General features: G+C 73.4%; 14 protein-coding genes and 1 tRNA gene. 5 read left to right on the top strand and 10 right to left on the bottom strand.

The window, feature by feature from the left end; all coding sequences use genetic code 11:
• Nucleotides 1-62 precede the first annotated feature (62 nt).
• The 3 genes from OG624_RS33140 to OG624_RS33130 all read right to left on the bottom strand — a co-directional run bounded on the left by OG624_RS33140 (nt 63) and on the right by OG624_RS33130 (nt 2600).
• Entirely contained in the window at nt 63-572 is a 510-nt protein-coding gene (locus tag OG624_RS33140; RefSeq protein ID WP_161290798.1) for a hypothetical protein, read from the bottom strand.
• A 171-nt stretch (nt 573-743) separates the two neighbouring features.
• Nucleotides 744-1793 carry a PucR family transcriptional regulator gene (locus OG624_RS33135; RefSeq protein WP_352165066.1) on the bottom strand — a complete coding sequence of 350 codons (1050 nt, stop codon included), beginning with the start codon at nt 1791-1793 and terminating at the stop codon, nt 744-746.
• A 126-nt stretch (nt 1794-1919) separates the two neighbouring features.
• Nucleotides 1920-2600 (bottom strand): TetR/AcrR family transcriptional regulator, encoded by a 681-nt coding sequence (locus OG624_RS33130; protein ID WP_051763356.1) that lies wholly within the window; start codon nt 2598-2600, stop codon nt 1920-1922.
• A gap of 137 nt (nt 2601-2737) precedes the next feature.
• Between OG624_RS33130 and OG624_RS33125 the strand changes: the two genes are divergently transcribed.
• Nucleotides 2738-4555 (top strand): ABC transporter ATP-binding protein, encoded by a 1818-nt coding sequence (locus OG624_RS33125; RefSeq protein ID WP_051763357.1) that lies wholly within the window; start codon nt 2738-2740, stop codon nt 4553-4555.
• Nucleotides 4552-6267, top strand: coding sequence for an ABC transporter ATP-binding protein (locus OG624_RS33120; protein WP_033221475.1), 1716 nt, complete (start codon nt 4552-4554; stop codon nt 6265-6267). The genes OG624_RS33125 and OG624_RS33120 overlap by 4 nt, the downstream gene beginning before the upstream one ends.
• Before the next feature lie 286 nt (nt 6268-6553).
• Here the strand turns inward: OG624_RS33120 and OG624_RS33115 are convergent.
• Nucleotides 6554-6627, bottom strand: a tRNA-Pro gene (locus OG624_RS33115).
• Nucleotides 6628-6736: 109 nt separating this feature from the next.
• On the opposite strand from OG624_RS33115, the gene OG624_RS33110 reads away from it, so the two are divergent.
• Nucleotides 6737-7210, top strand: a complete 474-nt coding sequence (locus OG624_RS33110; RefSeq protein ID WP_033219896.1) for a DUF309 domain-containing protein — start codon at nt 6737-6739, stop codon at nt 7208-7210.
• Here the strand turns inward: OG624_RS33110 and OG624_RS33105 are convergent.
• From OG624_RS33105 to OG624_RS33090, 4 genes are read right to left on the bottom strand one after another with little or no spacing between them, the layout of a single operon-like run.
• Nucleotides 7207-7599: a VOC family protein gene (locus OG624_RS33105; RefSeq protein ID WP_033219898.1), complete on the bottom strand. Its 393-nt coding sequence runs from the start codon at nt 7597-7599 to the stop codon at nt 7207-7209. The genes OG624_RS33110 and OG624_RS33105 overlap by 4 nt on opposite strands.
• Nucleotides 7600-7603: 4 nt before the next feature.
• Nucleotides 7604-8260, bottom strand: coding sequence for a LutC/YkgG family protein (locus OG624_RS33100; RefSeq protein WP_033219900.1), 657 nt, complete (start codon nt 8258-8260; stop codon nt 7604-7606).
• Entirely contained in the window at nt 8257-9726 is a 1470-nt protein-coding gene (locus OG624_RS33095) for a lactate utilization protein B (protein ID WP_033219902.1), read from the bottom strand. Before OG624_RS33095 ends, OG624_RS33100 begins: the two co-directional genes overlap by 4 nt.
• Entirely contained in the window at nt 9723-10478 is a 756-nt protein-coding gene (locus tag OG624_RS33090; RefSeq protein WP_033219903.1) for a (Fe-S)-binding protein, read from the bottom strand. Before OG624_RS33090 ends, OG624_RS33095 begins: the two co-directional genes overlap by 4 nt.
• Nucleotides 10479-10496: 18 nt before the next feature.
• On the opposite strand from OG624_RS33090, the gene cobF reads away from it, so the two are divergent.
• A complete protein-coding gene (cobF, locus tag OG624_RS33085; RefSeq protein ID WP_033219904.1) occupies nt 10497-11249 on the top strand; it encodes a precorrin-6A synthase (deacetylating) in 753 nt (250 codons plus the stop codon).
• Here the strand turns inward: cobF and OG624_RS33080 are convergent.
• Nucleotides 11236-12396 carry an aminotransferase class V-fold PLP-dependent enzyme gene (locus tag OG624_RS33080; RefSeq protein WP_078909257.1) on the bottom strand — a complete coding sequence of 387 codons (1161 nt, stop codon included), beginning with the start codon at nt 12394-12396 and terminating at the stop codon, nt 11236-11238. The two genes, cobF and OG624_RS33080, sit on opposite strands and share 14 nt — an antisense overlap.
• Nucleotides 12393-13346 (bottom strand): LysR family transcriptional regulator, encoded by a 954-nt coding sequence (locus tag OG624_RS33075; RefSeq protein ID WP_161290815.1) that lies wholly within the window; start codon nt 13344-13346, stop codon nt 12393-12395. The genes OG624_RS33080 and OG624_RS33075 overlap by 4 nt, the downstream gene beginning before the upstream one ends.
• Nucleotides 13347-13470: 124 nt before the next feature.
• Between OG624_RS33075 and OG624_RS33070 the strand changes: the two genes are divergently transcribed.
• Nucleotides 13471-13815 carry a YybH family protein gene (locus OG624_RS33070; RefSeq protein ID WP_266354101.1) on the top strand — a complete coding sequence of 115 codons (345 nt, stop codon included), beginning with the start codon at nt 13471-13473 and terminating at the stop codon, nt 13813-13815.
• Nucleotides 13816-13847: the final 32 nt, after the last annotated feature.

Raw genomic sequence — 13847 nt, 5'->3', positions numbered from 1 at the left:
TGGATGTGAAGGTGAGGCGCTCGGGTCGGCGCTCGGGTCGGCGCCGACGCTCGGCGCTCGGGTCAGCGTTCGACGGCGCGCACGCCGACCGATGTCGATGACGGTGTCGCCGTCACCCACACCTCGGCGCCGAGGGCGACCGGGCCGTCGGCGGTCGCGGCGTACTTGACCGGCTGACCACCCAGCCGCAGCATGACCTCGCCGTACCCGCCCGCGGGGATGGCGGTGACCACGGTCCCGGCCGACCCGACGAGCTCGCCGTGGCGCGGGGCGGCCCCGCTGCCGTCCCGGGCGAGGGCCAGGCTCAGCCGGTACGTGGACCAGCCGGCCCCCGCACCGGCCACGGCCCCGGCGGCGGCCGCCGCTCCCGGCCCGAGACCCGTGGTCCCGAGCACGATCGCCCCCGTGAAACCGAGCATCGAGACGAAGCCCGCGATCACCGGGAGCGACAGCCACCCGTCGAACAGTCCGTCCAGGGCACCGTCGAAGACACCCTCGAAGACCCCGTCGAACACCAGCGAGGCGGCCAGCAGGACGATTCCCCCGATGCCGAGACCCAGAAACAAGTCCATGAGCACCTCCCCACTCGGCCGGCATCACCGCCGGACAAGGGCATCGTGCCGGCGTACACGGATGCCGCACATTGCCCGCCTCCGGCAATCTTTACGCCCTCTTGACGCGGGGAGTGCGGAAGCGTGTCCCGGTGGTGCGGGTCGGGGTCGAGGTCGAGGTCAGGGTCGGGGTCAGGCCGTCGCTTCGGGCCAGCCCAGCAGCCGTGAGCCGATCACCGCGGTCTGCAGGGTGTAACGGTCCGCCGGGTCCGCCGGGTCGGCACCGGTGAGGGCGTGGATGCGCCCGAGCCGGTACGTCAGCGCGCGCACGCTCAGCGAGAGCCGGCGGGCGGTCTCCGTGGCGACGCAGCCGCTGTCGAAGTAGGCGGTGAGGGTGTCCAGCAGGGGCTTGTGGCCGCCGCGTGCCTGGTGGAGCGGGCCCAGGACACTCTCCACGAGGTCGACCATGGCTTGCCGGTCGCGGCTGAGGACCGGGAAGACGAGGAGGTCACCGGCGTGGAGCACCGGCCCCTCCAGGCCCATCCGCTCGCCGATGTCCAGGGCGTTGAGGGCCTCCTCGTACGAGTGGACGACCCCGCCGGGGCCCGGGTGGGAGCGGCCGATGGCGACCCGGCCGCCGTCCGTCGCCGCGTGCGCCTGCTCGGCGAAGTAGGCCAGGACATCGGGCTGGTCGCCGGGCGCCACGCAGATGAGGCTGCCATCCTTGGTGGCCAGCAGGATGTGCCGGTTCCCGAATCGGCCGAGGACCGCCTCCTCGATGCGGCGCGCCACGGGGTAGCCGTCCCCGTACGGTTCGGGGCCGGCGGCCACGGCCACCGCGTGGGCCTGCGACAGGCGCAGCCCGAACCGTTCGGCCCGTTGCGCCAGCAGGCCCAGCCCGCTGCGCCCGTACAGCAGGTCGTCGATGAACTCGCGCCGGGCCGCCTCCTCCTGACGGACCGCCTGGCGCTGGGAGCGCTCGTATCCCTCGACGAACGCGTCCACCGCCTGTTCGACCACGGCCAGCAACGGCGCCTGCGATCGCGCCCGGACGCTCTGGGCGGCGGCCAGGTGGTCCCGTATGAGCCCGCGCAACGGCAGGCCCGACTCGGCCGCCGACTGCCCCTCGGCGCGGCGTGACTCCAGCTCCGTCCGGGTGAGGCGTCGCCCCGTGGCAGACGCCTGCCGCAGCATGTCGACGTATCCGCCGAGCCGATCCTCCGGTGTCTCCCGGTCCGCCATGCTCTTTCCCCCCGATCCGGGCGCGCACCTTCACCCGCCGTCGACTCGGGACCAGGGTGACACGCGCACCGGGCGACGCCGGCACCAGGACCTGGGGCGTTGCCGCGTGCCGCGTCCGGTTGGTACTCAGCCGCTCGCGCGGGGGGTGGCGCGGGCGAGCAGTCCGTCGACGAACGTGCGGAGTCCTTCGGGGTAGATGTCCCGTGCGGCCAGGTCGGCCCATCGGACACCGATGGCGGCCAGGTGGGGCACCTGGGCGGGGTCCAGGTCGTCCCGGTGGGCGAAGGGCCGGCCCTCCTCCTGCCGGCGGGCGGAGTGGGCGCGGACGAGGACCTCGCCGACGGTGTAGTACCAGATGCTGCGGAAGACGTCGACGCTCTGCTCGGGTGTGCACCCGTGATCGTGGGCGCCCGCCACGACGGCTTCGACCATCCACATCGCCGATTCGTCGAGGAGGCCGACGAAACCGTCGGCCGAGAGGACCTCCGCGGCCCACGGCCAGGCCGCGAGGGCATCGCGCATCGCGGTGGCGGCCGTGACGATGCGCTCGCGTGGCTCACCGGGCAGCGGGGGACGCCCGATCTGCTCGATGTGGTGGTTGAGCAGCAGGAGCAGCAGGTCGTCCTTGTTGCGGATGTGGTGGTACAGGGTCGTCGCCCCGATGCCGATCTCGGCGGCCAGACGGCGGATCGTCAGCTTCTCCCAGCCGTCCTCGTCGATGAGCCGACGGGCGGTCAGCAGGATCTGCGCACGGGAGGTCAGGGGCGGTCGGCCGGTGCGGCCGTGCGGTGCGGGCGCTGGGGACATCGTCCCATCATGCCGCCCCGCCGTCCGCCGTCTCTCCACGGGTGCGCAGCGGATCCCGTGTTCACCGCGGCCGTTCCCGTGTTACTTTCGGAACATGTTCGGAAACTCAAAGGGCAATGCGCTGAAGGGAGTTCGCGATGAAGCGGGAGCGCTACGTACCCCCGCCCGGAGCCGATGCGACGGCGGGGCGGAGTCTGGCCGGGCTGCTGCGCCCCCACTACGCGGGTTTCGCCGCCGTCGTGACCCTGCAGGTCGTCGGCGCCCTCGCGGGACTGCTGCCGTTGCTGGCGGTCGTCGAACTCGGGCGCACCTTCCTGTCCCCCGGCCCGGTCGATCACGGTCACGCGTGGAGCGCCGTCGTCGCGGGTGCGGCCGGCTTGTTCGTGCGGCTGCTGTGCACGGCCGCGTCGTCCGGAATCGGGCACATCGTCGACGGCCAGGTGCAGTTCGCCTTCCGTCGGCTGCTGGCGGCGCAGCTCGGGCGGGTGCCGATCGGCTGGTTCGCCCGGCGTCGGACCGGCGAGCTGGCCAAGGTGGTGGGCGAGGACGTCGCCGCGGTGCACCCGTTCATCGCCCATACCCCCGCTGAGCTCGTCTCCGCGTTCGTGGTGCCGCTGGTGTCGCTGGTCTACCTGTTCACCGTCGACCGGCGGCTCACCCTGGTCACGCTGATTCCGGTGGTGGCGGCGGTGGCGCTGGTCCCGCTGATGATGACCCCGGCCCGGCTGCGGGAGCAGCGGGAGTTCGACGCGGGCATGGGACGGATCGCCGACTCGGTCGTCGAGTTCGTGCAGGGCATCTCGGTGGTGAAGGCGTACGGCGGATCCGGGCGCGCGCACCGTCGCTTCCTGACGGCCGCCGACGATTTCGTCCACACCTTCCGACGGTGGGTGCACGGCATCTCCCCCATCGCCGCGGGGATGCAGCTCGTACTGTCGCCGCCGTTCGTACTGCTCGTCGTACTGATCGGCGGTACGACGCTGATCACGAACGGCGAGCTGGCCCCGGCCGACCTGCTGCCCTTCCTGCTGCTCGGGCTGGGCCTGACCGCTCCCGTGGCGGCCCTGGGCCACGGTTTCGACGAGACCCAGGCCGCGGGGCGCGCGGTCGGCCGGATCCGGGAGGTACTCGCCGTGCGCCCGCTCCCGGAGCCCGCGCACCCGGTCGCACCGCGGGGGCACCGGGTGGAACTGAGTGGTGTGCGGTTCGGCTACGAGGCCGACCACGAGGTGCTGCGCGGGATCGACCTGGTGCTCGAACCCGGGACGGTCACCGCGATCGTCGGGCCGTCGGGCAGCGGAAAGTCCACACTGGTACGGCTGTTGCCCCGGTTCTTCGACCCGACCCACGGCCGTATCACGATCGGCGGTGTCGATCTGCGCGAGCTCGCCGCCCGGGATCTCCACCGGACGGTCTCCTTCGTCTTCCAGGACGTCTCCCTGCTGCGGGCCTCGGTCGCGGACAACATCGCGCTGGCGGTCCCCCACGCCGACCACGACGACGTGGTGCGCGCCGCCCGGCGCGCGCAGATCCATGACCGGATTCGCGAACTGCCGCGTGGATACGCGTCGGTGATCGGTGAGGACGCCGGACTGTCGGGCGGCGAGGCACAGCGGATCGCGCTCGCACGCGCCCTGCTGGCCGACACCCCGGTGCTCGTGCTCGACGAGGCGACCGCCTTCGCCGACCCGCAGACCGAACGGGCGGTGCGCCGGGCCCTGACGGCACCGGAGGGTGACCGGACCGTTCTGGTCATCGCTCATCGACTGGAGACGATCATGGACGCCGACCTCGTGGTCATGTTGGACGACGGGGTCGTCGTCGAGCGCGGCCGACCCGCCGAACTGCTGTCAGGGAACGGGAGGTTCGCCGCGTTCCGGCGAGCCCACCGATCGGCGGTCCCCGACGGGAGCGACCCCCACGAAGGCGTATCGCGAGGAGGCGAGCCCCGATGATTCGCATGCTGCTGCGCGTGCTGGGCCACGAACACGCCCGGCCGGTGCGTCGCACCGTGGCCCTGATGACGGCGACCGCCCTCGTCGAGGGCGCGTCGTACGCCCTGCTGGTCCCCGTGCTGCGGGCCCTGTTCGGGAGCAAGCCGCAGGAGGCGTGGCCCTGGCTGACCGCGTTCGGGGTCGCGATCGCCGGCTACGCGGTGCTGCGCTACGTCAGCGACCGGTCCGGTTTCCGGGCCGGGGCCACGCTGTTGCGCGGTACCTACCACCGGCTCGGCGACCACCTGGCCCGGCTGCCCATCGGCTGGTACGACGCCGGCCGCGTCGGGGAGGTGTCCGGCCTGGCCGGCCGGGGCGTCCTCCAGGCGATGAGCGTGATCGCGCACCTGCTGGCACCGTTCGTCTCCGCCGTGGTGACCCCCCTGACGATCGTCGCCGTCATGCTGGTCTTCAACTGGCAGCTGGGTCTGGCCGCGTTGGCGGCCGCACCGGTCGTCGCGGCGATCCGGATCCGGACGGGACGCTCGATGGACGCCCTGGACGCCGAGCGCCACGCACGCGACCAGGAAGCCACCGCGCGCGTCATCGAATATCTCCAGGCCCAGCCGGTGCTGCGGGCGGGCGGCCGGACCGTGGAACGCTTCCAGGTGCTCGACGACTCGTTGCGGGACGTCCGGCACGCCTCCCGCCGGACCGCGCTGACGGCGCTGCCCGGTGTGGTGGGGCTGACCCTGGCGGTGCAGACGGCGTTCACCGTCGTACTGGCCCTGGGCACCTTCCTCGCGCTCGGCGGGCACCTCGGCGCCGCGGAGCTCCTGGCGTTCCTGGTACTGGCCGCGCGCTGCGCGGATCCGCTGCTGTCGCTGTCGGAGATCGGCGGTCGGCTGCGCGGCGCACGGCACGAGCTGGCACGGCTGGACGCGGTGCTGCGCACCGAGCCGCTGCCGGAGCCGGCCGAACCGGTCCGGCCGGTGCGCCATGACCTGGAGTTCGAGTCCGTCGTCTTCCGGCACGGCGCCCGGACGGTGATCGACGGCATGTCGCTGTCCGTCCCGGAGGGCCAACGGCTCGCCGTCGTCGGACCGTCGGGCGCGGGCAAGAGCACCTTGCTGCATCTGGTCGCACGGTTCTTCGACGTCGACGCCGGCGCGGTACGCGTGGGAGGTGTGGACGTGCGCGCGATGAACACGGAGGTGCTGATGGCGCGGATCGCCATCGTCTTCCAGGACGTCCACCTCTTCGACGGCACGATCGAGGAGAACGTACGCCTCGGCCGTCCCGACGCGGACGCGGCCGAGGTACGGGCGGCGGCCACCGCGGCCGGGCTGGACGAGGTGATCGAGCGGCTGCCCGACGGATGGGCGACGCCCGTCGGCGAGGGTGGAGCGCGACTGTCGGGCGGCGAACGTCAGCGCGTCTCGATCGCGCGGGCACTGCTGAAGGACGCGCCCGTCGTGCTGCTGGACGAGGTGACCTCGGCACTGGACCCGGTGAACGAGGCCGCCGTCCACGAGGGCATCGAGCGCCTGATGGCCGGCCGGACGGTGGTCATGGTCGCGCACCGCATGCGGACCGTCCGGCGCGCCGACCGCGTGGTCTTCCTGGCCGACGGCCGGATCGTGGAGGAAGGCAACCACGACACGCTGCTCCATCGAGGCGGCCGCTACGCCGACTTCTGGAACGCCTCCCTGACCCCGGCGGCGAGCGAATGACCCGTCATACGGGCCGGTTCGACCTGTCGGGCCGGTCGAATCGCCGCGCCGGCGGTACGACGACCCGGTCGTGGCCGGCGATCCCGGCCCTTCCGGATCACCGCAGCCGGTGCCGCGCCGTCTGCGCACCTCATGGTGCTCCGTGTACCCCGTTCGCTGCCGGTCACGGCCCTCGCTCCCCGTCTGACCGGCTCTGACCGTCCTGCTCCCCGACCGGTCCCCGAGAACGAGACAGGGGCCGCTTCAGATCTCTCTGAAGCGGCCCCTGATCTGCGACTCTTTCGAGTCGGGACGACAGGATTTGAACCTGCGACCCCTTGACCCCCAGTCAAGTGCGCTACCAAGCTGCGCCACGTCCCGTTGTGCCTTCGACCTGGGGTTTCCCCCCTGCCCGGCGGCACATGCAGAACATTACCCCACGCCGAGGGGTGTGCATGCACGGGTAATCGGAGCGGGGCAGGATGGGGTGGTGAACGCACGGGATCGGGATGTCGACGGGCGAGCGCGCAGCGCGCGGCCCAGGGACGGGTTGGGGCGGCCGCTGGCCTACGGGGAGGCCGGGGTGGAGCGGCAGCCCGAGGGGGTGGTGCGCTCCCCCGGGGAGACCGTGCGGGAGGCGCAGCGGCTGTTGGACGCCGGGATGCCGTTCCACGCGCACGAGGTGTTCGAGGACGCCTGGAAGTCGGGGCCGGAGGCCGCGGCTCCGCTCTGGCGGGGGCTCGCGCAGCTCGCCGTCGGGTTGACGCACGCCGCGCGCGGCAACACGGTCGGCGGGGCGCGGCTGCTGCGGCGCGGTGCCGCCGGGATCGAGGGGCTGGACGGGGGCCCGTACGGGGTCGACGTGCCGGGCCTGGTCCGGTGGGCCGAGGAGCTGGCCGGCCGGGTGGGCGGCGGGGGCCCGGCCGTCGATGCCGCGCGGGAGGCGCCGAGGCTGGCGGGCTAGCCCGCGGGCTGGAGGAGGTCCCAGCGGTTGCCGTACAGGTCTTCGAAGACGGCGACGGAGCCGTACGCCTCGTGGCGCGGCTCCTCCATGAAGCGGACGCCCTCGGCGGTCATCCGGGCGTGGTCGCGGGCGAAGTCGTCCGTGTACAGGAAGTGGCCGACGCGGCCGCCGGTCTGGTCTCCGACGCGGGACCGCTGGGCGTCGTCCTTGGCCCGGGCCAGCAGGAGGGCGGATTCGGTGGCGCCGGGCGGGCGGACGACGACCCAGCGGGAGCCGTCGGGGCGCGGGGTGTCCTCGGCGAGGTCGAAGCCGAGGGCGCGGGTGTAGAAGTCGATGGCCTCGTCGTAGTCGTGGACGAGGAGGGCCGTGAGGGCGATGTGCGATGCCATGCCCTCATTGTGTCCCGGGTGCCGCCGCGAGCAGGATCACGTCCAGTCGGCGGGGGCCGTGGACTCCCTCCACCCGGTCGAGTTCGATGTCGCTGGTGGCGGAGGGGCCGGAGATCCAGGTCAGGGGGCGGGTCGGGTCCAGGAGCGGCAGGGCCTGCGGGACGGAGTCCACCACCTGGTCCGGGACCCGGATCACGCAGATGTGGTGGTCCGGGATCAGGGTGATGCGGCGCCGGCCCTGGTCGGGGCCTCCGTCGAGGACGATCGTGCCGGTCTCGGCGACGGCCAGGGCGCAGCCGGTGACCACGCTGTCGACCCGGTCCAGTTCGTACGGGGTGGAGGTCTCGCGGTCGGGTACGCGGGTGGGGCCCTCGGCCGGGAGCCATTGCGGGGGCAGGCCGGGCGGGACGAGCACCGACCGGGCACCCCGCTCGGCGAGCAGCCGGGTCAGGAGTGCGGGGAGTTCCTCGCCGTCGGCGCGGTGGACGACGGCCCGGTACTCGGTGAGGTGGGCGGCGAGCAGGTCCACCCGCTCGGCGGGGGTGCGGACCCCGTGGGCGTGGAGGTAGTCGCGGGGGATCTCCGTGGACGGGCCGTCGGGGGACGGGCCGTCGGGCAGTGCCCGGCGGATGCGGCCCAGGATGCGGTCCTTGCCGCTCATCGCGGGGTGCTCCGTTCCCGGGCCCACCAGTCGCGGAAGGACTGCGCCGCCACGGTGGGAAGTTCGCGGCTGTCGGTCCAGGCCCGCCCGGCCCCGGGGAGCCGTCGGGGGGCCAGCCGCCGGGCCCTGGCCAGCAGGCGCTCCCCGGCGCGCAGCGCCCCCGGGTGGTCCAGGAGCAGCCGGGCGGCGCGCATGGCGGCTCGTTCGGCGGTGTGGCCGTCGGCGGGGCGGAGGGTGACGCGGATGCCGTCGCGGGTCACCGGGCCGCCCTGGGCGACCCGTTCGCGGAGGTGGACGAGGACCTCGGGGATGTCGATGGCGACGGGGCAGACCTCGTAGCAGGCTCCGCACAGGGTGGAGGCGTAGGGCAGCGAGGCGTCGATCTCGCTTCCGGTGCCGCGTAGTTGGGGGCTGAGGATGGCGCCGATGGGGCCGGGGTAGACGGAGCCGTAGGCGTGGCCGCCGGCGCGTTCGTAGACCGGGCAGACGTTGAGGCAGGCGGAGCAGCGGATGCAGCGCAGGGCCTGGCGGCCGGTCTCGTCGGCGAGGGTGTCGGTGCGGCCGTTGTCGAGGAGGACGAGGTGGAAGGCGGCGGGCCCGTCGCCGTCCGTGACGCCTGTCCACATCGTCGTGTACGGGTTCATGCGCTCGGCCGTCGAGGAGCGGGGCAGCGTCTGGAGGAAGATCTCCAGGTCGCGGAAGGTGGGCACGACCTTCTCGATGCCGACGACGGAGATCAGGGTCTCGGGCAGGGTCAGGCACATCCGGCCGTTGCCCTCGGATTCCAGGACGACCATCGTGCCGGTCTCGGCGACCATGAAGTTGGCCCCGGACACGGCGACCTTGGCGCGCAGGAACTTCTCGCGCAGGTGCAGGCGTGCCGCTTCGGCGAGTTCCCGCGGGTCGTCGCCGAGGGATGCGGGGGCCGGTCGGCCCCAGTCGCCCATCTCGGCGCGGAAGATGTCGCGGATCTCGGCCCGGTTGCGGTGGATGGCCGGGACCAGGATGTGGGAGGGGCGGTCGTGGCCGAGCTGCACGATGAGTTCGGCGAGGTCGGTCTCGTACGCGGCGATCCCGGCGGCCTCCAGGGCTTCGTTGAGTCCGATCTCCTGGGTGGCCATGGACTTGACCTTGACGACCTCCCGTTCGCCGGTGGCGCGGACCAGTTCCGTGACGATCCGGTTGGCCTCGTCCGCGTCGGCGGCCCAGTGGACGGTGCCGCCGGCCGCCGTGACCGCTTCCTCCAACTGCAGCAGGTAGTGGTCGAGATGGCGCAGCGTGTGGTCCTTGACGGCCTTGCCGGCGGCGCGCAGCCGGTCCCAGTCGGCGAGTTCGGCGACGGCCCGCGCGCGTTTGTCGCGGATGGTGTGCGTGGCGCGGCGGAGGTTGCCGCGCAGCACCTCGTCCCGTACGGCTTCCCGTGCGGCGGCGGGGAAGGGGGGCATGCCCAGGTACGTACCGCTCACGGCAGCGGTTCCCCCTCGGTGGCGGCCAGGATCTCGGCGAGGTGCAGGGCCCGCATCGGGCTGTCCGCGCGGCGGAGCAGGCCGTCGAGGTGGGCGAGGCAGGAGTTGTCGGCGCCGCACAGCACCTGGGCTCCGGTGCCGGCCGCAGCCGTGATCTTGTCGGTGCCCATGGCGGTCGAGACGTCGGGGTTCTTGACGGCGAAGGTGCCGCCGAAGCCGCAGCACTCCTCGGCGCCGGGCAGCTCGACCAGGTCCAGGCCCTTCACCTCGGCCAGGAGCCGGCGCGGCCGGTCCCCGAGGCCCAGGCCGCGCAGGCCGTGACAGGAGGGGTGGTAGGTGACGGTGTGCGGGAAGTACGCGCCGACGTCGGTCACCCCGAGCACGTCGACCAGGAACTCGGTCAGCTCGTACACGCGCGGGGCGAGCGCGGCGGCCGCGTCGGCGAGCTCGCTTCCGCGCCCCTCCGCCGCCGCCTTCCGGCCGATGCGCGGGTAGTGCTCGCGGATCATCGCGGCGCAGGATCCGGAGGGGGTGACCACGTACGCGTGTTTCGCGAAGGCCCGCGCGGTGCGCCGCATCAGCGGTTCGGTCTCGTACCGGTAGCCGGTGTTGTACTGCGGCTGCCCGCAGCAGCTCTGGGCGGCCGGGAAGTCCACGCCGACCCCGAGCCGCTCCAGGAGGCGTACGACGGCGATGCCGGTCCGCGGGTAGAGCGCGTCGTTGACGCAGGTGACGAACAGGGCGGCTCGCATGATGGGCACAATAGCCCGGTGAAGAAGTTCTCAGTGATCGGCATAGGCGCGGGCGACCCGGACCATCTGACCCTCCAGGCGGTCAGGGCGATCGGCGCGGCGGACGCATTCCTCATCCTGGAGAAGGGCGAGGAGAAGGCGGATCTGACCGGGCTGCGGCGGGCGATGCTCGACGCGCACGCCCGTCCCGGCCACCGGTTGGTGGAGGGCCGCGACCCGGACCGGGACCGGACGCCCGCCGACTACACCCCGACGGTGGACGGCTGGCGCAGTGCGCGGGCCGAGCTCTTCGAGCGCTTCATCGCGGAGGATCTGGCGGACGGCGAGACCGGGGCGTTCCTGGTCTGGGGCGATCCCTCCCTCTACGACTCCACGCTCGCGATCCTCGACGAGGTGCTGGAGCACGGCCGGGTGGCCTTCGAGCATGAGGTCGTGCCCGGCATCAGCAGCATCTCGGCGTTGCTGGCTCGGCACCGGACCACCTTGAACCGGGTCGGGCGTCCGGTCCAGATCACCACCGGGCGCAGGCTCGCGGAGGGCTGGCCCCAGGACGTGGACGACGTGGTGGTGATGCTGGACGCGCGGCACGCCTTCACCGCCCATCTGGACCAGGACCTCTACATCTACTGGGGGGCCTACGTCGGTACCCCGGACGAGATCCTGGTGCAGGGCAAGCTCGCGGAGGTCGCCGGGCGGATCGAGGAACTACGCACCGAGGCCCGCGCCCGCAAGGGCTGGATCATGGACACGTACCTGCTCAGGCGCGCCTGAGGTAGGACGGGAGGACGGCGGCGAGGCGTTCGTACTCCTCGGGGCGGTTGTAGATCTGGCCGCAGACGCGGATGCCGCCGCCGCCCGGCCAGGGCCAGATCAGCACCCGGATGCCGTGCTCGGCCGCGATCCGCTCGCGCAGCTCCCGGGCCCGGTCCGGGGTCTCCGCGACCCCGGGCGGCAGCCGCAGGGTGCGCATGGCGAGGGCCTCGCCGTGCGGGAGCGGGGTGAGCCCGGGCAGCTCGGCGAGCAGGGCCGCGCCGTGGGCGGCCAGCGCGCTGTTGTGGGCCCGGACCTTGGCCGCGTCGAGGCGTTCGAGGAGGTCGAGCCCCTCGGGGGCGGCGAGCCAGCCGGTGTAGTCGGCGGTGGCGCGGTTCTCGACGGAACGCGGGAAGCCGTGCTCGTCCTCCCAGGACGGTACGAGGGCCCGGATCCGGCGGCGGTGCTGCGGGGCGACGGCCAGGACGGCGCTGCCGGAGGGCGCGTAGCCCCATTTGTGAAGGTTGCCGAACCAGAAGTCGGCGCCGCCCGCGAGGGGGTCGGCGAGCATGCCCGGGGCGTGGGCCCCGTCGACGACGGTGGTGACCCCGCGGGCGCGCAGGTCCGCGAGGAGCCGGGGGGAGGCGATGATCCGGGCGGTGGGCGAGCTGACCTGGTCGAGTACGGCCACCCGTGTCCGGGGGGTCAGCGCGGCCAGGACGGTCTCCCGTACGGCGTCCTCGTCGGGCAGGTGGGGATCGAGGGCGACGGCGGTGACGGGGGCGCGGCGGGCGGCGGCCGCGACGACGGTGCCGTAGCCGTGGTCGGTGACCAGGATCTCGTCGCCGTCGGCGAGCGGGACGGCGTCCAGGGCGAGGTTGGCGCCCTCGGTGGCGTTGGTGACGAAGGCGATCCCGTCGGGGTCGGCGCCCAGGTGCGCGGCGATCCGGGTACGGGCTTCGGCGAGGCGGTCCGCAACGGCGACGAAGAAGGCGTCGGGGTCGGCGTGGACCTCGGCGCGGAGCGCGGCCTGTGTCTCCTGGACGGGGACGGGGACCGCGCCGAAGGAGCCGTGGTTGAGATGGGCGACGCGGGGGTCCAGGCGGAACAGGGCGGGCCCGCCGGGGAACTCCTGGGCGGACCCGGCGGGTCGTATCGGCTCGGTCACTGCTCCTCCGGGTGCGAGGCTCGGCTGTCCCCCGGATCATCTCCCGCGGCCGCGGGCTCCGGTAGACCACGGCCGCCGCCGAAGGCTCGGCGCGCGTGGGCGAGCAGCTCGCGCACGGCGGGGCCGTGCGCGGCGCGCCAGACCAGGCAGAGCAGGGCGGGGATGTCGACGTCTTCGATGACGCGGGGGTTGAGGCGGTCGCGGTAGCTTTCGGCCATCGACTCGCTGAGGACGGCGACGCCGAGGCCGCGCGCGGCGAGGTCGGCCATGGCGTCCGCGGCCCCCGCCTGCAGGGCGATCACCGGTTGGAGCCGCTGTGCGGCGCAGGCCTGGTCGAAGACGGTGCGCAGGCCGGTGCCGGCGGGCATGCAGATGACCGGGTGGTCGGTGAGGTCGCGCAGGGTGACCCGGCGCCGGTGGGCCAGCGGGTGATCGGGCGGGACGGCGACGACGAGCCGCTCGCTGACGAGGGTGAGGGCTTCCAGTCCGGCCGGGGCGGCGGTCGCGGTCCCGATGAGGGCCACGTCGACCGCGCCGGCGCGGACCCCTTGGACGAGCCGGTCGGAGTTGTCCTCCAGCAGGGCGATCTCCACACCGGGGTGGGCCCGGTGGAAGGCGGCGAGGGCGTCGAAGAGCGGGGTGACGGTGCAGCCGACGACCATGCCGACCGTGATCCGACCCCGGATCACGCCGGCCACGTCCCCCACGGCCTGGCCCACCGCCGCGGCGGCGGCGAGCGCGGCCCGGGCGGGCGCGAGGGCGGCCGCACCGGCGGCGGTGAGGGTCGCGGTGCGGGCCGAGCGGTCGAACAGCTCGGCGCCGAGTTCCCGTTCCAGTTGGCGGATCTGGGCGCTGACCCCGGACTGGCTGATGTGCACCCGCTCGGCCGCCCGGGTGAAGTTCTGTTCCTCGGCGACGGCGACGAAGTAGGCGAGCTGCCTCAGTTCCATGACTGAGGATTCTAGTGACCAGAAGATCCATCTGTTGGACTTCTGGTCACCGGAAGATCAGGCTGGAGGGACGAAGCGCAGCGGACGTACCCATCCCACGGAGGTAGTCGTGTACGAGAAGGCGATGCGGCCCGAGGACATCACCCGCCTGTTCGTCGAGCGTTCCAACGCCGGCGACGCGGCCGGGGTCGCCGCGCTCTACGAGGAGGACGCGGTGCTGGCGTACCCGCCCGGGGAGCTGACGGTGGGCCGCGAGGCGATCTCGGCCCTGTGGGAGAAGGTGCTGGCCCACCGCCCCGTCTTCGAGCCGGAGGCGCCGCTGCCGACGCTGGTCAGCGGTGACATCGCGCTGACCTCGACCCCGCCGAAGGACGGCTCCGGCGCCCGTGCGCAGGTCGTCCGCCGGCAGCCGGACGGCAGCTGGCTGCGCCTGCTCGACCAGCCGGAGTTCGCCCCGCCGAGCGACTGACCGCCGGACGGGACCGCCCGGGGGCGGCGGGC

Source organism: Streptomyces virginiae, assembly GCF_041432505.1.
Lineage (GTDB): Bacteria > Actinomycetota > Actinomycetes > Streptomycetales > Streptomycetaceae > Streptomyces > Streptomyces virginiae_A.
This window is presented reverse-complemented; position numbering and strand designations above follow the sequence as displayed.

What these genes read in the sequence shown, in the direction of transcription:
- OG624_RS33100 (WP_033219900.1), bottom strand. Translation starts at nt 8,260, where the DNA reads ATGAGCGGCAAGGACCGCATCCTGGGCCGCATCCGCCGGGCACTGCCC.
- OG624_RS33075 (WP_161290815.1), bottom strand. Translation starts at nt 13,346, where the DNA reads ATGGAACTGAGGCAGCTCGCCTACTTCGTCGCCGTCGCCGAGGAACAG.
- OG624_RS33070 (WP_266354101.1), top strand. Translation starts at nt 13,471, where the DNA reads ATGCGGCCCGAGGACATCACCCGCCTGTTCGTCGAGCGTTCCAACGCC.
- OG624_RS33125 (WP_051763357.1), top strand. Translation starts at nt 2,738, where the DNA reads ATGAAGCGGGAGCGCTACGTACCCCCGCCCGGAGCCGATGCGACGGCG.
- OG624_RS33090 (WP_033219903.1), bottom strand. Translation starts at nt 10,478, where the DNA reads ATGCGAGCCGCCCTGTTCGTCACCTGCGTCAACGACGCGCTCTACCCG.
- OG624_RS33105 (WP_033219898.1), bottom strand. Translation starts at nt 7,599, where the DNA reads ATGGCATCGCACATCGCCCTCACGGCCCTCCTCGTCCACGACTACGAC.
- OG624_RS33120 (WP_033221475.1), top strand. Translation starts at nt 4,552, where the DNA reads ATGATTCGCATGCTGCTGCGCGTGCTGGGCCACGAACACGCCCGGCCG.
- OG624_RS33135 (WP_352165066.1), bottom strand. Translation starts at nt 1,793, where the DNA reads ATGGCGGACCGGGAGACACCGGAGGATCGGCTCGGCGGATACGTCGAC.
- OG624_RS33130 (WP_051763356.1), bottom strand. Translation starts at nt 2,600, where the DNA reads ATGTCCCCAGCGCCCGCACCGCACGGCCGCACCGGCCGACCGCCCCTG.
- OG624_RS33140 (WP_161290798.1), bottom strand. Translation starts at nt 572, where the DNA reads ATGGACTTGTTTCTGGGTCTCGGCATCGGGGGAATCGTCCTGCTGGCC.